Origin of the sequence: Escherichia sp. WS1451 (genome assembly GCF_046487365.1) — a bacterium.
GTDB lineage: Bacteria > Pseudomonadota > Gammaproteobacteria > Enterobacterales > Enterobacteriaceae > Escherichia > Escherichia coli.
On the sequence record NZ_JBJQJP010000031.1, the window covers coordinates 25,632 to 39,807 of the forward strand.

At 52.4% G+C, this 14,176-nt stretch carries 15 protein-coding genes, 2 tRNA genes and 2 rRNA genes; 4 read left to right on the forward strand and 15 right to left on the reverse strand.

Annotation, left to right across the window (positions count from 1 at the left end):
• Nucleotides 1–26: 26 nt before the first annotated feature.
• Entirely contained in the window at nt 27–308 is a 282-nt protein-coding gene (gene ppiC, locus ACJHX7_RS24035; RefSeq protein ID WP_001140251.1) for a peptidylprolyl isomerase PpiC, read from the forward strand.
• A 45-nt stretch (nt 309–353) separates the two neighbouring features.
• On the opposite strand, the gene ilvC is transcribed toward ppiC, so the two are convergent.
• The gene (gene ilvC, locus ACJHX7_RS24040) at nt 354–1,829 is read right to left on the reverse strand and encodes a ketol-acid reductoisomerase (protein ID WP_000024951.1); all 1,476 of its coding nucleotides are present in this window, start codon (nt 1,827–1,829) and stop codon (nt 354–356) included.
• Nucleotides 1,830–1,978: 149 nt separating this feature from the next.
• Here ilvC and ilvY point away from each other — a divergent pair, with 149 nt between their 5' ends.
• A complete protein-coding gene (gene ilvY / locus ACJHX7_RS24045; protein ID WP_410231717.1) occupies nt 1,979–2,866 on the forward strand; it encodes an HTH-type transcriptional activator IlvY in 888 nt (295 codons plus the stop codon).
• Nucleotides 2,867–2,868: 2 nt separating this feature from the next.
• Here ilvY and ACJHX7_RS24050 read toward each other — a convergent pair whose 3' ends face one another.
• From ACJHX7_RS24050 to ilvL, 9 genes are all read right to left on the reverse strand, one after another.
• Nucleotides 2,869–3,210: a helix-turn-helix domain-containing protein gene (locus ACJHX7_RS24050; protein WP_094030195.1), complete on the reverse strand. Its 342-nt coding sequence runs from the start codon at nt 3,208–3,210 to the stop codon at nt 2,869–2,871.
• Complete coding sequence (locus ACJHX7_RS24055; protein ID WP_094030196.1) at nt 3,207–3,569, reverse strand: type II toxin-antitoxin system RelE/ParE family toxin; 363 nt, start codon at nt 3,567–3,569, stop codon at nt 3,207–3,209. The genes ACJHX7_RS24050 and ACJHX7_RS24055 overlap by 4 nt, the downstream gene beginning before the upstream one ends.
• Before the next feature lie 260 nt (nt 3,570–3,829).
• Entirely contained in the window at nt 3,830–5,374 is a 1,545-nt protein-coding gene (gene ilvA / locus ACJHX7_RS24060; RefSeq protein WP_094030197.1) for a threonine ammonia-lyase, biosynthetic, read from the reverse strand.
• A 2-nt stretch (nt 5,375–5,376) separates the two neighbouring features.
• Nucleotides 5,377–7,227 (reverse strand): dihydroxy-acid dehydratase, encoded by a 1,851-nt coding sequence (gene ilvD / locus ACJHX7_RS24065; protein ID WP_032172588.1) that lies wholly within the window; start codon nt 7,225–7,227, stop codon nt 5,377–5,379.
• Between the two features lie 64 nt (nt 7,228–7,291).
• The gene (ilvE, locus tag ACJHX7_RS24070; protein ID WP_000208520.1) at nt 7,292–8,221 is read right to left on the reverse strand and encodes a branched-chain-amino-acid transaminase; all 930 of its coding nucleotides are present in this window, start codon (nt 8,219–8,221) and stop codon (nt 7,292–7,294) included.
• A gap of 19 nt (nt 8,222–8,240) precedes the next feature.
• Nucleotides 8,241–8,504 carry an acetolactate synthase 2 small subunit gene (ilvM, locus tag ACJHX7_RS24075; protein WP_000983255.1) on the reverse strand — a complete coding sequence of 88 codons (264 nt, stop codon included), beginning with the start codon at nt 8,502–8,504 and terminating at the stop codon, nt 8,241–8,243.
• On the reverse strand, nt 8,501–10,147 hold the full coding sequence (gene ilvG / locus ACJHX7_RS24080) for an acetolactate synthase 2 catalytic subunit (protein ID WP_088170588.1): 1,647 nt from the start codon (nt 10,145–10,147) through the stop codon (nt 8,501–8,503). The genes ilvM and ilvG overlap by 4 nt, the downstream gene beginning before the upstream one ends.
• Nucleotides 10,148–10,149: 2 nt before the next feature.
• The gene (ilvX, locus tag ACJHX7_RS24085) at nt 10,150–10,200 is read right to left on the reverse strand and encodes a peptide IlvX (RefSeq protein WP_001387183.1); all 51 of its coding nucleotides are present in this window, start codon (nt 10,198–10,200) and stop codon (nt 10,150–10,152) included.
• 86 nt (nt 10,201–10,286) lie between these two features.
• Nucleotides 10,287–10,385: an ilv operon leader peptide gene (gene ilvL / locus ACJHX7_RS24090; protein WP_001311244.1), complete on the reverse strand. Its 99-nt coding sequence runs from the start codon at nt 10,383–10,385 to the stop codon at nt 10,287–10,289.
• Nucleotides 10,386–10,737: 352 nt separating this feature from the next.
• Here ilvL and ACJHX7_RS24095 point away from each other — a divergent pair, with 352 nt between their 5' ends.
• Nucleotides 10,738–12,258: a YifB family Mg chelatase-like AAA ATPase gene (locus ACJHX7_RS24095; RefSeq protein ID WP_024231726.1), complete on the forward strand. Its 1,521-nt coding sequence runs from the start codon at nt 10,738–10,740 to the stop codon at nt 12,256–12,258.
• A gap of 24 nt (nt 12,259–12,282) precedes the next feature.
• On the opposite strand, the gene maoP is transcribed toward ACJHX7_RS24095, so the two are convergent.
• Entirely contained in the window at nt 12,283–12,621 is a 339-nt protein-coding gene (gene maoP, locus ACJHX7_RS24100; protein WP_000841001.1) for a macrodomain Ori organization protein MaoP, read from the reverse strand.
• Between the two features lie 118 nt (nt 12,622–12,739).
• Here maoP and hdfR point away from each other — a divergent pair, with 118 nt between their 5' ends.
• A complete protein-coding gene (hdfR, locus tag ACJHX7_RS24105) occupies nt 12,740–13,579 on the forward strand; it encodes an HTH-type transcriptional regulator HdfR (RefSeq protein WP_000379245.1) in 840 nt (279 codons plus the stop codon).
• A 94-nt stretch (nt 13,580–13,673) separates the two neighbouring features.
• Here the strand turns inward: hdfR and ACJHX7_RS24110 are convergent.
• The 4 genes from ACJHX7_RS24110 to ACJHX7_RS24125 form a co-directional block, all read right to left on the reverse strand.
• A tRNA-Trp gene (locus tag ACJHX7_RS24110) sits at nt 13,674–13,749 on the reverse strand.
• 8 nt (nt 13,750–13,757) lie between these two features.
• Nucleotides 13,758–13,834: transfer RNA gene (locus ACJHX7_RS24115), tRNA-Asp, on the reverse strand.
• Nucleotides 13,835–13,888: 54 nt separating this feature from the next.
• Nucleotides 13,889–14,004: ribosomal RNA gene (gene rrf, locus ACJHX7_RS24120) — 5S ribosomal RNA — on the reverse strand.
• Between the two features lie 94 nt (nt 14,005–14,098).
• Nucleotides 14,099–14,176: ribosomal RNA gene (locus ACJHX7_RS24125) — 23S ribosomal RNA — on the reverse strand; the annotation flags it as partial.

Sequence of the window (14,176 nt, forward strand, 5' to 3'; positions counted from 1 at the left end):
TCATCCTTACCACTCAAGGCACGATCATGGCAAAAACAGCAGCAGCACTGCATATCCTTGTAAAAGAAGAGAAACTGGCTCTGGATCTTCTCGAGCAGATCAAAAACGGTGCCGATTTCGGCAAGTTGGCGAAGAAACACTCCATTTGCCCGTCAGGCAAACGCGGCGGTGATTTGGGTGAATTCCGCCAGGGTCAGATGGTTCCGGCGTTCGATAAAGTGGTTTTCTCTTGTCCGGTACTGGAGCCAACCGGTCCGCTGCATACCCAGTTCGGGTATCACATCATTAAGGTGCTTTACCGTAACTAACAGCAAGGCCTTCTCCGGGAGAAGGCCTTGAACTCTGAATCGCACTTAACCTGCAACAGCAATACGTTTCATATCCGTCATATAGCCGCGCAGTTTCTTACCTACCTGCTCAATCGCATGGCTGCGAATCGCTTCGTTCACATCACGCAACTGCGCGTTATCTACCGCACCTTCCGGAATAGCTTTACCCAGGTCGCCCGGTTGCAGCTCTGCCATAAACGGTTTCAGCAGCGGCACACAAGCGTAAGAGAACAGATAGTTACCGTACTCGGCGGTATCAGAGATAACCACGTTCATTTCGTACAGACGCTTACGAGCGATAGTGTTGGCAATCAGCGGCAGTTCGTGCAGTGATTCATAGTAAGCAGACTCTTCGATGATGCCGGAATCAACCATGGTTTCAAACGCCAGCTCAACGCCCGCTTTTACCATCGCGATCATCAGTACGCCTTTATCGAAGTACTCCTGCTCGCCGATTTTGCCTTCATACTGCGGCGCGGTTTCGAACGCGGTTTTGCCGGTCTCTTCACGCCAGGTCAGCAGTTTCTTATCGTCGTTGGCCCAGTCTGCCATCATGCCGGAGGAGAATTCGCCGGAGATGATATCGTCCATATGTTTCTGGAACAGCGGTGCCATGATCTCTTTCAATTGCTCAGAGAGCGCGTAAGCACGCAGTTTCGCCGGGTTAGAGAGACGGTCCATCATCAGCGTGATGCCGCCCTGTTTCAGTGCTTCGGTGATGGTTTCCCAGCCGAACTGAATCAGTTTTTCTGCGTATGCCGGATCGGTGCCTTCTTCCACCAGTTTGTCGAAGCACAGCAGAGAGCCAGCCTGCAACATACCGCACAGGATGGTTTGCTCACCCATCAGGTCAGATTTCACTTCCGCAACGAAAGAGGATTCCAGCACGCCCGCACGATGACCACCGGTTGCCGCCGCCCACGCTTTAGCGATCGCCATGCCTTCGCCTTTCGGATCGTTTTCCGGGTGAACGGCAATCAGCGTCGGTACGCCGAATCCACGTTTGTACTCTTCACGCACTTCGGTGCCAGGGCATTTCGGCGCAACCATTACTACGGTGATGTCTTTACGGATCTGCTCGCCTACTTCCACGATGTTGAAACCATGCGAGTAACCCAGCGCCGCGCCGTCTTTCATCAGTGGCTGTACGGTGCGCACTACATCAGAGTGCTGCTTGTCCGGCGTCAGGTTAACCACCAGATCCGCCTGTGGGATCAGTTCTTCGTAAGTACCCACTTTAAAACCATTTTCGGTTGCTTTACGCCAGGATGCGCGCTTCTCAGCAATCGCTTCTTTACGCAGAGCGTAGGAGATATCGAGACCAGAATCACGCATGTTCAGGCCCTGGTTCAGACCCTGTGCGCCACAGCCGACGATGACTACTTTTTTACCCTGAAGGTAGCTCGCGCCATCGGCGAATTCATCGCGCCCCATAAAGCGACATTTGCCCAACTGTGCCAGCTGCTGGCGCAGATTCAGTGTATTGAAGTAGTTAGCCATGGTGATTCCTCGTGATGTTGTGCTTCTTATTGTTCGGTTCGCGTTTGCGAGATTGGATTCACTATATGACAGGAAATTTATTGCGGAAATTGATATATTCACAACGTCACATTGCAATTTCTGCAACGTCAACATTGAGGGCTGCGCCATTGGATTTACGCGATCTGAAAACCTTCCTGCATCTGGCGGAAAGCCGCCATTTTGGCCGCAGCGCACGAGCGATGCACGTCAGCCCATCCACGCTCTCACGGCAGATTCAACGCCTGGAAGAAGATCTCGGTCAGCCGCTGTTTATACGCGATAACCGCACGGTGACACTGACGGAAGCAGGCGAAGAACTGCGTGTTTTCGCCCAGCAAACGTTGTTGCAGTATCAGCAACTGCGCCACACCATCGATCAGCAAGGACCGTCGCTCTCTGGCGAGCTGCATATTTTCTGCTCGGTGACCGCCGCCTACAGCCATCTGCCGCCGATTCTCGACCGCTTTCGCGCGGAACATCCGTCAGTGGAGATTAAACTCACGACTGGTGATGCGGCAGATGCGATGGAAAAGGTCGTCACTGGCGAAGCGGATCTGGCGATTGCGGGTAAACCGGAAACCTTGCCCGGCGCAGTGGCATTTTCGATGCTGGAGAACCTGGTGGTGGTGCTGATCGCACCCACGTTGCCCTGCCCGGTGCGTAATCAGGTCTCGGTAGAGAAGCCGGACTGGTCAACGGTACCGTTTATCATGGCCGATCAGGGGCCAGTACGCCGCCGTATTGAACTGTGGTTTCGGCGTAACAAAATTAGTAACCCGATGATTTACGCCACGGTCGGCGGGCATGAAGCGATGGTGTCGATGGTAGCGCTCGGCTGTGGCGTGGCCTTGTTGCCGGAAGTGGTGCTGGAAAACAGCCCGGAACCAGTGCGCAACCGCGTGATGATTCTGGAGCGTAGCGATGAGAAAACGCCGTTTGAGCTGGGCGTTTGTGCACAAAAAAAGCGGCTGCATGAGCCGCTGATTGAGGCGTTCTGGAAGATTTTGCCGAATTAGTTTTACGGCCCCACCATTACCCGAACGTGCTTCCCAATACGGCTAAGCATATTCACCAGAGCATCAATGGTGAATTTGCTGCATTTATTGTTGACGACATCCGAAACGCGCGGCCGTGATATATGTAAAACGGTTGCAACCTCGGCTTGCTTCATCTGGTTTTGCGAAATCCAGAGGGTAATTTCTTCCATGAGTTGTTCTTTGATGGCTAACGTGTTTTCGATTTCACTCATGGAATCAGCGTAAAGCTTTTCGGCTTCCTGCTTATCAAACCCCAAATCAGCAAAAACATTACCGCCCGATGGCGTCACATGGCGAATATCACTGTCAGTTTTGGCAATCACAGGCTGTTTCTCCGTTGCTGCACCACCCGGTTATAACGCGTTCTGGCGATGTTTTTATCGTGCTGACTGGTTTGTTGCGTCTGTTTCTGAAAGCTATGCAAAACGTAGAGCGCTTCTGCAAACTTAGCGACATACATAACGCGATAGATGCCATTGTTGTCACGAACCCGAATTTCATTCACCCCAGCCCCAATTTCTGAAAACGGTTTCCAGTCATCGGGTTCAATACCATACTGAATTTTGTGAAGCTGATAACCAACTGCTTTACGTACCGTTATGGGAAAAGTCAGGAGATCCTCCAGAGAAGATCCAACCCATCGAATTTCTTTTTCATTGGGGAGAGCTCGGGTGAGTAACATAACATCCTTGTGTATAAAATTTTATACATCATTTTTAACAGGCGCAAGTGATAGCGGTGCACAAACAACCAAAATGGTGGTGCTAACGATATGGTGAGCCGAGTTTCACCACAAGCAGGTTAAGCGTCTTCTGGAAAACGTCTCGCAAAATTGAATGACTGGATGCTTCGGACTGGCAGAAAAGCCCAATAACTGAGGGAAGATCATATCTGGATATTAGGCCCACTTTACTTTGTGGGCCTGAAAAACTAAACGCTGAATTAACCCGCCAAAAAGAACCTGAACGCCGGATTATTGGTTTCGTCGTGGCAATCGTAGTCCAGCTCATTTAGCCGGGTTTCAAAATCCGGTTCATGATCGCCAAGTTCGAACGCCGCCAGTACGCGCCCGTAGTCGGTACCGTGGCTGCGATAATGGAACAGAGATATATTCCAGTGCGTGCCTAATGTGTTAAGAAAGCGCAGCAGCGCACCCGGTGATTCCGGGAATTCAAAGCTGTACAAGCGCTCCTGAAGCGGTTTCGATGGTCGCCCGCCAACCATATAGCGTACGTGCAGCTTCGCCATTTCATCGTCGGAGAGATCGACCACGCTGTAGCCGCCGTCGTTGAGCATCTGCAAAATTTCTTTGCGCTCTTCGAGCCCTCGACTTAAGCGCACGCCGACAAAAATGCAGGCGTTTTTGGCATCAGCAAAGCGGTAGTTGAACTCGGTGACCGAGCGCCCACCAAGTAACTGGCAGAATTTGAGGAAGCTGCCCTTTTCTTCCGGAATGGTCACCGCCAGTAACGCTTCACGCTGTTCGCCCAGTTCGCAGCGTTCCGAGACGTAGCGCAGACCGTGAAAGTTCACGTTGGCACCGGAAAGAATATGCGCCAGCCGTTCACCGCGAATGTTGTGCTGGGCGATGTATTTTTTCATCCCTGCCAGCGCCAGCGCGCCAGAGGGTTCAGCCACCGCGCGTACATCTTCGAACAGGTCTTTCATCGCCGCACAAATCGCATCGCTATCGACGGTGATGATGTCGTCAAGATACTCCTGGCATAAACGGAAGGTTTCATCGCCGATGCGTTTTACCGCAACACCTTCTGCGAACAGCCCTACGCGCGGCAGATCAACGGGATGACCGGCATCCAGCGCCGCTTTCAGGCAGGCGGAATCTTCCGCTTCCACGGCGATCACTTTGATTTGCGGCATCAGTTGTTTGATCAGTACCGCGACGCCCGCCGCCAGACCGCCGCCGCCGACCGGTACAAATACGCGGTCGAGATGGGCGTCCTGCTGGAGCAGTTCCAGCGCCAGCGTGCCTTGCCCGGCGATCACCATCGGATGGTCGAACGGCGGCACCCAGGTGAAGCCCTGCTGCTGTGACAGTTCGATTGCTTTCGCTTTCGCTTCGTCAAAGTTCGCGCCATGAAGCAGCACTTCGCCGCCAAAGCCGCGCACCGCATCAACTTTGATATCGGCGGTGGCGGTTGGCATGACGATCAGCGCCTTCACGCCTAACCGTGCGGAAGAAAACGCGACGCCCTGCGCGTGGTTACCCGCAGAAGCGGTGATCACGCCGTGCGCTTTTTGTTCTTCCGTCAGGCCCGCCATCATGGCGTATGCGCCGCGCAGCTTAAAGCTGTGTACTGGCTGGCGATCTTCGCGCTTCACCAGAATCACGTTATCAAGACGCGACGACAGTTTTTCCATTTTCTGTAGCGGCGTGACCTGCGCCGCTTCGTAGACCGGCGCGCGCAGCACCGCTCTTAAATATTCGGCACCTTCCGGGGTACCGGACAGGGGTTGCGAGTCAGCCATTATTAACCCCCCAGTTTCGATTTATCGCGCACCGCACCTTTGTCGGCGCTGGTTGCCAGGCTGGCGTAGGCACGCAGCGCAAAGGAAACCTGACGTTCACGATTTTTCGGCGTCCAGGCTTTGTCGCCACGCGCTTCCTGCGCTTCACGACGCGCCGCCAGTTCAGCATCGCTTACCTGTAACTGAATGCCACGGTTCGGAATGTCGATGGCAATCATGTCGCCGTCTTCAATCAGACCAATGCTGCCGCCGCTTGCCGCTTCCGGCGAGACGTGGCCGATGGAAAGACCAGAGGTGCCGCCGGAGAAGCGTCCGTCGGTGATCAGCGCGCAGGCTTTACCGAGACCCATTGATTTCAGGAAGCTGGTTGGGTAGAGCATTTCCTGCATCCCCGGACCGCCTTTCGGGCCTTCGTACCGGATCACCACTACATCGCCAGCGACAACTTTGCCGCCGAGAATCGCTTCTACCGCGTCATCCTGGCTTTCGTACACTTTCGCCGGGCCGGTGAATTTGAGGATGCTGTCATCGACGCCCGCGGTTTTAACGATGCAGCCGTTTTCTGCGAAATTACCGTAGAGCACCGCCAGACCACCGTCTTTGCTGTAGGCGTGTTCCAGCGAGCGGATACAGCCATTGGCGCGATCGTCATCGAGAGAATCCCAACGGCAATCCTGCGAGAAGGCCTGTGTAGTACGAATGCCAGCAGGGCCTGCGCGGAACATATTTTTTACCGAGTCATCCTGGGTCAGCATAACGTCGTATTGTTCCAGCGTTTGCGGCAACGTCAGGCCAAGTACATTTTTCACATCACGGTTCAGTAAACCCGCACGATCCAGTTCGCCGAGAATACCGATAACACCACCAGCACGATGAACATCTTCCATATGGTATTTCTGGGTGCTCGGCGCAACTTTGCATAACTGCGGGACTTTACGCGAAAGTTTGTCGATATCACTCATGGTGAATTCGATTTCCGCTTCCTGCGCCGCCGCCAGCAGGTGAAGTACAGTGTTAGTCGATCCACCCATCGCGATATCCAGCGTCATGGCGTTTTCAAACGCCGCCTTACTGGCGATATTACGCGGCAGTGCACTTTCGTCATTTTGCTCGTAGTAACGTTTGGTCAATTCAACAATGCGTTTACCGGCATTGAGGAACAGCTGCTTACGGTCGGCGTGAGTTGCCAGCAGCGAGCCGTTGCCCGGCTGCGACAGGCCCAGCGCTTCGGTCAGGCAGTTCATTGAGTTAGCGGTAAACATCCCGGAGCAGGAACCGCAGGTTGGGCATGCGGAACGTTCAACCTGATCGCTTTGGGAGTCAGAAACTTTCGGGTCTGCCCCCTGGATCATCGCATCAACCAGATCGAGCTTAATGATCTGATCGGACAGTTTGGTTTTCCCGGCTTCCATCGGGCCGCCGGAAACAAAGATCACCGGAATATTCAGGCGCAGGGAAGCCATCAGCATCCCCGGGGTGATTTTGTCGCAGTTAGAGATGCAGACCATGGCGTCGGCGCAGTGAGCATTGACCATATACTCAACGGAATCAGCGATCAGTTCGCGAGATGGCAGCGAATAAAGCATCCCCCCGTGGCCCATGGCAATCCCATCATCCACCGCAATGGTGTTGAACTCTTTGGCAACGCCGCCAGCCGCTTCAATTTGTTCGGCGACCAGTTTACCGAGATCGCGCAGATGGACGTGACCCGGTACAAATTGGGTGAACGAGTTCACAACCGCGATAATCGGCTTACCGAAATCGGCGTCGGTCATTCCGGTGGCGCGCCACAGCGCACGAGCACCCGCCATATTACGACCATGAGTGGTGGTGGCGGAACGGTACTTAGGCATACTTTATTTACTCCCAGTGTCTGTCTCGTAAATGGGACGGTGCGTGCCGTCCCATTTTTTGTATTTATTGATTAACTTGATCTAACCAGCCCCATTTATCTTCGGTTTCGCCAGTGAAGAGGCCGAAGAAGGCTTGCTGAATGCGTTTGGTAACCGGGCCACAACGGCCTTCGCCAACCTGAATACCGTCTACGCTGCGCACTGGCGTGATTTCTGCCGCCGTACCGGACATAAACACTTCATCCGCCAGGTACAGGGATTCGCGCGACAGCACCTGCTCACGCACTTCAATTCCCAGCTCTTTTGCCAGTTTGATGATGGCATCACGGGTAATACCCGGCAGCGCGGATGAGGTGAACGGTGGGGTGAACAGCACGCCGTCTTTCACTTCAAACAGGTTTTCGCCTGCGCCTTCAGAGATGTAACCATTCACATCCAACGCGATACCTTCCTGATAACCGTGGCGGCGCGCTTCGCTACCCACCAGCAGGGAAGAGAGGTAGTTACCACCGGCTTTTGCCGCCGTCGGGATGGTGTTTGGTGCTGCGCGGTTCCAGGAGGAAACCATCGCATCGATCCCCTGCTCCAGTGCTTCTGCGCCCAGATACGCCCCCCACGGGAAAGCGGCGATAATCACATCGGTTGAGTATCCCGCTGGCGGGTTTACGCCCATGCCAACATCACCGACGAAAATCAGCGGACGGATATAGGCGCTGGTGAGATTGTTTTTGCGGATCACGTCGCGACAAGCTTCCATCAGCTCATCAATGCTCTGTGAAACCGGGAAGCGATAGATTTTGGCGGAGTCATGCAGACGCTGCATATGCTCACGATGGCGGAATACAACCGGTCCTTTGTGCGAGTCGTAGCAACGGATGCCTTCAAAAACCGAGGTGCCATAGTGCAGCGCGTGCGACATCACATGCACCTTCGCGTCTTCCCAGCGAACCATCTCCCCATTGAACCAAATGTAATCAGCTTTCTTCGTGGTCATTTTTATATTCCTTTTGCGCTCAGGCGCGGATTTGTTGTGATGTGGTTGTGCTCTGGCAGATGGCAACGTGTGCGACGTCCACCAGTTTATTTAACTGACTAAACAGTAAGTCGACCGACCGTGGGCTGGCAACGGTCAATTCGATATTTATATTTTGTGCATCGCTGGCGGCGGCCATATTCATTGAGCAGACGTGGAAACCACGATGACGCACCACGCGTAAAACACGTTCTAAGGTTTCCGGATTGAAGCGAGCCGATACATTGACCTGATGTTGCATCATGATAATTTCTCCAACATTTCTGAATTACTGGCGCCAGGCGGCACCAGCGGCCAGACGTTCTCAAGTTCGTCGATTGAGACATGAAGCAGGTATGACCCATCACTGTTCAGCATGGTGTCGAGTGCCGCTTCAACCTGGTCTTTACGGGTGATGTGTTGGCCAGGGATGCCGAAGGCGCTGGCTAACATGAGGAAATCGGGGTTATCGGTAAGGGTAGTTTCGCTGTATCGTTCCTGGAAAAACAGTTGCTGCCATTGTCGAACCATCCCTAACCGTTGGTTATCGAGTAAGACGATTTTCAACGGTAACTGCTTGCGTTTTACGGTGCCCAGCTCTTGTACATTCATCATGAAAGAGCCGTCACCAGAGATACAGACGACGGTATCGTTCGGTCGCGCGACTTGCGCGCCAACCGCCGCCGGTAAACCGAAACCCATGGTGCCTAAGCCGCTGGAGGTGATGAAATTTTCCGGGCGAGTATGGGCGATGTGCTGGGCAGCCCACATCTGGTGCTGCCCCACATCTGTGGTCACGACGCAATCCGCCGGTTTACGATCCGACAGTTGTTTTAGCAACAACGGCGCGTAGATAGCGTCACCGGGATGGTCATAACGCCAGGCATGTTCATCACGCAGTTGTGCGCAGTGTTGCTGCCAGTCATCGATATTTAACGGCTGCTGTAATGCTGGTAACAGAGCATTTAAATCACCCTGTAATGCCGCATGTGCCTGACGCAGCTTGTTCATTTCTGCCGGATCGATATCCATATGGATAACGCTGGCGTGTGGTGCGAAGGTGTTCAGTTTGCCGGTCACCCGGTCATCAAAACGTGCGCCCACGGCTATCAGTAGATCGCACTCCTGAACCGCGAAGTTCGCCGCTTTGGTGCCGTGCATTCCCAGCATGCCCAGATAGTACGGATAATCTGCTTCAACTGCGCCCAGCCCTTTCAGCGTGCAGGTGGCAGGCATTTTTGTGGTAGCGAGAAATTCACGCAAAGCCGAAACTGCCTGCGCCATGCCCACGCCACCGCCAACGTACAGCATCGGTTTTTGCGCTTTTGCCAGCATCTGACGCGCTTGCTCGACTTCGGCATGTGGGAAAGTCACTTCGTTTTCAACGGTGGTGAACCACGGTTCCAGATCGCCGCTGGCTAACTGGATATCTTTTGGAATATCGACCAAAACCGGACCAGGACGACCAGAGCTGGCGACGTCAAACGCTTCGGCCATGATACGCGGTAACTCTTCCAGTGATTGCACCAGGAAACTGTGCTTGGTGCAGGCTAACGACAACCCCAGAATATCCACCTCCTGAAATGCGTCAGTGCCGATAAACGGTGCGGATACCTGACCGGTGATAGCAACAACGGGGATGGAATCTAACAGTGCGTCCGCAAGCCCGGTTATCAGGTTGGTTGCGCCCGGACCAGACGTGGCGATACATACGCCAGTTTTGCCAGTAGCACGGGCATAACCGATAGCCGCCATTGCCGCACCCTGTTCATGTCGGCACAGCAAGTGCTCCATGCCGCCGTCATACAATGCATCGTAAACCGGCATAATTGCGCCACCCGGATAACCGAAAACGGTATTCACACCCTGTGCCCGCAACGCATGTACCACCCACTGTGCGCCATTCATAGTTAGTTCCCCGTCCTGAATCTTGAGAAACAGAATTTTGTGCTGTTATTCATTGTCTGCTCCTCGGTTATGTTTTTAAGGTCAAAAAAAACCCCCGGACCTTTCGGTGCGGGGGTCTTAGTTCGTTAAGGCTTGATCTCTAAGCCTTTCCTCGTCCAAGTGCAGCCCCGCACGGTGGGATAATAATCACCACCACGCTAATCACGACCAGGCTAATCACTCGTAGAAGGGCTGTCATTTTGTCTTTTCTTGCATCTTGTTCGAAGGAATGCCTAAAGAGTTACCATAGATTTTGCGAATAGCACAAGATATTTTTTGGCCGATTTTTATGATGTCTTTAATAATTTCAAGAGAAATTGTTGTTTTTTAAAAAGAAAATAGTGAGTGAAAAAAATTCAATTTCAGTATGAATGTTGTTCCCTTCCTCGTAGTTCATCCTTTGCCCGCTGCATTTTTGCGAGCATCATTCCACCGCCAGAACAACTCAACTTCACTTGCACAAATAAACAGGAATCAGCCACTAAAATTCACGAATTAGCGGGCTACAGCAGCGATATCTTATGCACATAATGGTGACTCAAGGAGGGCTTATGTCACTGTCAATTGTTCATACCCGCGCAGCCCTGGGAGTAAATGCGCCCCCAATCACTGTTGAGGTACATATCAGTAAAGGTCTACCAGGCTTAACGATGGTGGGCTTACCAGAAACAACGGTAAAAGAAGCTCGCGATCGCGTGCGCAGCGCCATTATCAATAGCGGATATGAATATCCGGCGAAAAAAATCACCATCAACCTTGCTCCAGCCGATCTGCCAAAAGAAGGGGGACGATATGATTTACCTATCGCCATTGCGTTGCTGGCAGCCTCAGAACAGCTTACAGCCAATAAGTTAGATGAATATGAATTAGTCGGAGAACTGGCGCTTACAGGCGCTCTGCGTGGCGTTCCCGGCGCAATCTCCAGTGCAACTGAAGCCATTAAGTCGGGCAGAAAAATTATCGTCGCGAAAGATAACGAAGATGAAGTGGGGCTAATTAACGGTGAAGGATGCCTGATAGCCGATCATCTGCAGGCTGTCTGCGCGTTTCTGGAAGGTAAGCACGCTCTCGAACACCCGAAACCAACTAATGCAGTATCCCGGGCGCTACAACATGATCTCAGTGATGTTGTCGGTCAGGAGCAAGGAAAGCGAGGACTGGAAATTACCGCCGCTGGCGGGCACAACCTTTTACTGATTGGACCGCCGGGAACAGGTAAAACAATGCTCGCCAGCCGTATTAATGGCCTTTTGCCAGATTTAAGCAATGAAGAGGCACTGGAGAGCGCTGCGATATTAAGTCTGGTAAATGCTGAATCAGTACAAAAACAATGGCGGCAGCGCCCGTTCCGCTCACCTCATCACAGTGCGTCGTTAACTGCGATGGTGGGCGGTGGTGCAATTCCAGGGCCAGGTGAAATTTCGCTGGCGCATAACGGCGTGCTTTTTCTTGATGAGCTACCTGAATTTGAACGGCGTACACTGGATGCCTTGCGAGAGCCGATTGAATCCGGGCAGATCCATCTTTCACGCACACGAGCAAAAATAACCTATCCAGCCCGTTTCCAACTTGTTGCGGCGATGAATCCCAGCCCTACCGGACATTATCAGGGAAACCATAACCGCTGCACACCAGAACAGACATTACGTTATCTCAACCGGCTCTCGGGGCCCTTTCTCGACCGCTTCGATCTCTCACTAGAGATCCCATTACCGCCCCCCGGCATTTTGAGTAAAACGGTAGTGCAGGGAGAAAACAGCACCACCGTTAAACAACGTGTAATGGCCGCCAGAGAGCGCCAATTTAAGCGGCAGAATAAACTGAACGCCTGGCTGGATAATCCGGAAATACGCCAATTCTGCAAGCTTGAGAGCGAAGATGCGCAGTGGCTGGAAGAAACGCTGATCCATCTGGGGTTATCGATTCGTGCCTGGCAGCGGTTATTGAAAGTTGCACGAACCATTGCTGATATTGATCAGTCTGACATTATCACACGTCAGCATTTGCAGGAGGCAGTTAGCTATCGTGCGATTGACCGTTTGCTCATCCATCTGCAAAAACTACTGACATAAAAAAAGGGCATTTCGCCCTTTTTATTAATCGTCAGAATCGGTGTAGTCTTCAGCACCTTCAACCTGCGGTTTACCGCCGGAAAGGGTGTGAAAACGTTTTGGACGCTTGATACGCGTCATATACTTGGACCACACGCGTTCTGCTTCTGTCACTGGCTCACGTTCGCCACGGCATACTGCTACGAAGAGTTTCTCTTCCTCGGTAACCGGCTCGCGTTTGCCAAGATCCAACTCATTGAAGGCATAACCATGACGCTCAAGCAGTTGTGCCTCTTTGATGGTGAAGTCACCATGACGAGAGAATCCACGTGGATAATGTTTATTGTCGAAATATCGATTAGTCGTCGTAAAGCTTTCCGCCATCCTGCACGCTCCTAATTCTTTGACCGAGCTAGTTATGGCGCGGAGTATTAGTTACGCTTGACAGAGTGTAAAACAAAACATTTAAATCATAACGACAAATAATTTTGCGGAGAGCACTGTGGATACGGAATTGTTAAAAACTTTCCTGGAAGTTAGCCGAACGCGTCACTTTGGTCGAGCGGCTGAATCGCTCTATCTGACCCAATCAGCCGTGAGCTTTCGAATCAGACAACTGGAAAATCAACTGGGTGTGAATCTTTTCACCCGCCACAGAAACAATATCCGTTTAACCGCTGCCGGTGAAAAACTACTGCCTTATGCAGAAACGCTCATGAGCACCTGGCAGGCCGCCCGTAAGGAGGTGGCGCATACCTCACGACATAACGAGTTTTCTATCGGTGCCAGCGCCTCATTGTGGGAATGTATGCTTAATCAGTGGCTGGGACGCTTGTATCAAAATCAAGATGCCCATACAGGCTTACAGTTCGAAGCGCGAATTGCCCAACGACAGTCTCTGGTAAAACAGCTGCATGAACGCCAGCTTGATCTTCTTATTACCACTGAAGCGCCCAAAATGGACGAATTTAGTAGTCAGTTGCTGGGGTATTTCACTTTAGCGCTTTATACCAGTGCCCCTTCTAAACTAAAGGGAGATCTTAACTATCTGCGACTGGAGTGGGGGCCAGATTTTCAACAGCATGAGGCAGGTTTGATCGGTGCTGACGAAGTTCCCATTCTGACAACCAGTTCTGCTGAACTGGCACAGCAACAGATTGCGATGCTTAATGGTTGCACCTGGCTACCCGTCAGTTGGGCGCGTAAAAAGGGCGGCCTGCATACCGTTGTCGATAGCACAACACTTTCACGGCCGCTTTATGCCATATGGCTGCAAAATAGCGATAAAAATGCGTTGATTCGCGATCTATTGAAAATTAACGTGCTGGATGAAGTGTATTAATCTGAATGGCTGGCAAGGATGCCGGTAGAAGGATTTACTTCGGAGAGGTTATTTCAGATAAAAAAAATCCTTAGCTTTCGCTAAGGATGATTTCTGGCAGGGGCGGAGAGACTCGAACTCCCAACACCCGGTTTTGGAGACCGGTGCTCTACCAATTGAACTACGCCCCTAATTAGGGTGGCGGAACGGACGGGACTCGAACCCGCGACCCCCTGCGTGACAGGCAGGTATTCTAACCGACTGAACTACCGCTCCACCGAATTCTTTTACAACCACCGGTTTTATGACCGGCTTACTGCTTAATTCAATGCCTGGCAGTTCCCTACTCTCGCATGGGGAGACCCCACACTACCATCGGCGCTACGGCGTTTCACTTCTGAGTTCGGCATGGGGTCAGGTGGGACCACCGCGCTACGGCCGCCAGGCAAATTCTGTTTATCAGACCGCTTCTGCGTTCTGATTTAATCTGTATCAGGCTGAAAATCTTTCTCTCATCCGCCAAAACATCTTCGGCGTTGTAAGGTTAAGCCTCACGGTTCATTAGTACCGGTTAGCTCAACGCATCGCTGCGCTTACACACCCGGCCTATCAACGTCG

Excerpts from the sequence above, each read along its gene's own strand:
- ilvD (WP_032172588.1), bottom strand. The coding sequence starts at position 7,227 with ATGCCTAAGTACCGTTCCGCCACCACCACTCATGGTCGTAATATGGCG.
- ppiC (WP_001140251.1), top strand. The coding sequence starts at position 27 with ATGGCAAAAACAGCAGCAGCACTGCATATCCTTGTAAAAGAAGAGAAA.
- maoP (WP_000841001.1), bottom strand. The coding sequence starts at position 12,621 with ATGGCGGAAAGCTTTACGACGACTAATCGATATTTCGACAATAAACAT.
- ilvG (WP_088170588.1), bottom strand. The coding sequence starts at position 10,147 with ATGAATGGCGCACAGTGGGTGGTACATGCGTTGCGGGCACAGGGTGTG.
- ACJHX7_RS24095 (WP_024231726.1), top strand. The coding sequence starts at position 10,738 with ATGTCACTGTCAATTGTTCATACCCGCGCAGCCCTGGGAGTAAATGCG.
- ilvE (WP_000208520.1), bottom strand. The coding sequence starts at position 8,221 with ATGACCACGAAGAAAGCTGATTACATTTGGTTCAATGGGGAGATGGTT.
- ilvA (WP_094030197.1), bottom strand. The coding sequence starts at position 5,374 with ATGGCTGACTCGCAACCCCTGTCCGGTACCCCGGAAGGTGCCGAATAT.
- ilvM (WP_000983255.1), bottom strand. The coding sequence starts at position 8,504 with ATGATGCAACATCAGGTCAATGTATCGGCTCGCTTCAATCCGGAAACC.
- ilvC (WP_000024951.1), bottom strand. The coding sequence starts at position 1,829 with ATGGCTAACTACTTCAATACACTGAATCTGCGCCAGCAGCTGGCACAG.
- ilvL (WP_001311244.1), bottom strand. The coding sequence starts at position 10,385 with ATGACAGCCCTTCTACGAGTGATTAGCCTGGTCGTGATTAGCGTGGTG.
- ACJHX7_RS24055 (WP_094030196.1), bottom strand. The coding sequence starts at position 3,569 with ATGTTACTCACCCGAGCTCTCCCCAATGAAAAAGAAATTCGATGGGTT.